Origin of the sequence: Cryobacterium sp. 10I1 (assembly GCF_035019805.1) — a bacterium.
Lineage (GTDB): Bacteria > Actinomycetota > Actinomycetes > Actinomycetales > Microbacteriaceae > Cryobacterium > Cryobacterium glucosi.
This window is the reverse complement of record NZ_JASJVF010000319.1, coordinates 1-3151: the sequence shown is the minus strand read 5'-3', so window position 1 is coordinate 3151 and position 3151 is coordinate 1. Positions and strand designations below refer to the sequence as shown.

The following is a 3151-nucleotide window of genomic DNA, read 5'->3' as shown; positions in this document are numbered from 1 at the left end:
CTCCCAGGTCAGCGACCAGAGCGGCGGGTTGACGTCCGGCCGGCCGGAGCCGCCGATGACGCTCGCCTCGCCGAGCAGGTTGGGGAGGCCGATGTCGGGATTGTCCTGCCGCTTGAGCCAACTGCCGCCGACGTCGATGCCCGCACGCGGCACGAGGAGGATCCACGCGGCGGCGAGGGCGACGGACACGACGACGGGGATCGCCAGGCGGATGATGCGGCGCGGGTAATAGGCCACCCAGTCGTAGCCGCGGGCGGCGAGCCCGTTCGCCGTGCTCGCGGCCCGGCTCGCGAGCGGTGAGCGTACGAGCACGAAACCGCTGAGGACGAAGAAGACCAGCACGAACTCGGGGCCGGCGACGAGGAACTTGAGCGGGGTCAGGGTCGACCACCAGCCCGCCGAACCGGTGTCGACGCCGACGGTCGACTGGTATGCGGCCGCGATGCCGGGAGCGGTCATCGAGACGTGGTGCACGAGCACAATGCCCGCGGCGACACCGCGGAGGGCGTCGAGCGCGACCAGGCGTCCGGACGAGGGAAGACGAGGCATTGTCCCCACGATAGGGGGGCCGCTTGTGAAAACCCTCACTGCCCCCTCGTCCGGCCGGCCCGGCTACCCCAGGGTGTTCTTGATCACCTGCATCACGGAGGTGTCGGCGAGGGTCGTCGTGTCGCCGATTTCGCGGCCCTCTGCGACGTCCTGCAACAGGCGGCGGATGATCTTGCCCGAGCGGGTCTTCGGCAGCTCGTTCACGATGAAGATCTGCCGGGGCCGGGCGATCGCGCCGATCTGCTGCGTCACGTGCGCACGCAGCACCGCCTGGATGTCCTCGTGCGAGGACTCCTCGAGGTGGCTGTACTTGATGATCACGAATGCGACGACGGCCTGGCCGGTCGTCTCGTCGTGCGCGCCGACCACGGCCGCCTCGGCCGTCATCGGGTGCGACACGAGCGAGGACTCGATCTCCGCGGTGGAGAGCCGGTGCCCGGAGACGTTCATCACGTCGTCGACCCGGCCGAGCAGCCAGATATCGCCGTCCTCGTCGAGGCGGGCGCCGTCGCCGGCGAAGTAGCGCGGGTTCTCCTCACCGAACTTCTCCCAGTACGTTTCGATGAACCGCTCCGGGTCGCCCCAGATGCCGCGGAGCATCGACGGCCAGGGCTCGGTGACGACGAGCAGCCCGCCGTTACCGTGGCCCACGTGCACGCCGGCCTCGTCGAGCACGTCGATCGACACCCCGGGGATCGGTACCTGCGCGGCGCCCGGCTTCGCGACGGTGACCCCGGGAAGCGCCGAAATCATGATCGCGCCGGTCTCGGTCTGCCACCAGGTGTCCACGACAGGGGCGACGTTGCCGCCGATCACCTCGCGATACCACATCCACGCCTCGGGGTTGATCGGTTCGCCGACCGAGCCGAGCAGCCGCAGGCTCGACAGGTCGAAGCCCTGGGGAATCTGGCGGCCGAGCTTCATGAACGTGCGGATGGCGGTGGGCGCCGTGTAGAGGATGCTGACCTTGTACTTCTCGACGATCTCCCACCAGCGGCCCGGGTGCGGGGTGTCCGGGGTGCCCTCGAAGAGGACCTGCGTCGCCCCGTTGGCGAGCGGGCCGTAGGTCACGTAGCTGTGACCCGTGATCCAGCCGACGTCCGCGGTGCACCAGTAGACATCCGTTTCGGGGTGCAGGTCGAAGACGTTCTTGTGGGTGAAGGCGACCTGGGTGAGGTACCCGCCGCTCGTGTGCAGGATGCCCTTGGGCTTACCGGTCGTGCCGGAGGTGTAGAGAATGAACAGCGGATTCTCGGCGGGGAAACCCTCGGCCTCGTGCTCGGCGTCGACGCTCGCGAGCTCGTCGTGCCACCACAGGTCGCGGTCGGTCCACTCCACGTCGTTGCCGGTGCGCTTGACGACGAGCACGTTGCGCACGGTCGTCGGCACACCGGTCAGCGCCATGTCGACCGCGGGCTTGAGGGGCGTGACGCGGCCCTTGCGGTAGCCGCCGTCCGCGGTGATCACGAGCACCGCGTTCGCGTCGTCGATTCGTGAGCGCAGGCTCTCAGCGCTGAAGCCGCCGAAGATGACCGAGTGCACGGCGCCGATCCGGGCGACGGCGAGCATCGAGATCACCGCCTCCGGGATCATCGGCAGGTAGATCGCGACCCGGTCCCCGGCCTGCACGCCGAGCTTTGTCAGCACATTCGCAGCGCGCTTCACCTCGGCCGTCAACTCGGCGTAGGTGATCGCGCGGGAGTCTCCTGGCTCGCCTTCGAAGTAGAGCGCGACCCGGTCGCCATTGCCCGCGAGCACGTGCCGGTCGAGGCAGTTCCAGGCCACATTGAGGTGCCCGTCCTCGAACCATTTCGCGAACGGCGGGTTGGTCCAGTCGAGCACGGTGGTGAACGGCTTGTGCCAGTGCAGCAGCTCGCGGGCCTGATCGCCCCAGAATCCGAGGCGATCGTTCGCGGCATCCGTGTAGAGCTGCGCGGTGCCGATGGCTTGGTCCGCGAACTCGGCAGTCGGTGCGAACCTGCGGGTTTCGTTGAGAAGGTGGTCGATCTGAACGCTCATAGCTTGTCGCTCCTTTGCGATGACGGCCGGGTGCGTAACAAGCCCCTCGTGCACCATACCCTGACGATCCGCGAACTCACGTTGCGGGGAATTGCGGAGCGGCTCTCTCCCCGGAGAACTCTCCGGGATCGCCCGAGGTCACCCCTGAATGGGGGCCGCGTCACCGTGTCCTCATTTATGAGGACACGGGGGACTTGCGCATCTTGATTTTCCTTATACACTTGGACTCGTCCGAACGAAAGTTTTGACCTGCATCACGTTTGGTTCCCCCCAATCAGCGTGATGCCGAGGCGGCACCTGTTCCCCCCAATAGGTGCCGCCCCCCTTTTTTAAACGAACCGACGGGTTTCCCGACAGTTTTCCGGCGGTTCGGTGGCTCGTCCTCCACCGTCGTCGCGCACGGCGACGCGTCCCCAGTCTGGTGTTGTGGCCCCGTCCACGAGGTCATCGCCGGATACTTTCGGGTCATGGTGCAACCGTTCGTCGCCGCCCCGTCGCTCAGCCGTGAGCGGATGCCCGAGGTCGCCGACCCGGGTGCCGGTCGCGACGTGCCGCACGAGGGCGAGGTCGACGGTGTCGGTTC

The 3151-nt window shown here is 67.6% G+C and carries 2 protein-coding genes; both read right to left on the bottom strand.

What is annotated here, in order from left to right:
* Window positions 1–549: acyltransferase family protein (locus QN345_RS17220; RefSeq protein WP_323508948.1), on the bottom strand; the 549-nt coding region annotated here is incomplete at its 3' end.
* Between the two features lie 63 nt (window positions 550–612).
* On the bottom strand, window positions 613–2568 hold the full coding sequence (gene acs, locus QN345_RS17215) for an acetate--CoA ligase (protein WP_322189316.1): 1956 nt from the start codon (window positions 2566–2568) through the stop codon (window positions 613–615).
* Window positions 2569–3151: the final 583 nt, after the last annotated feature.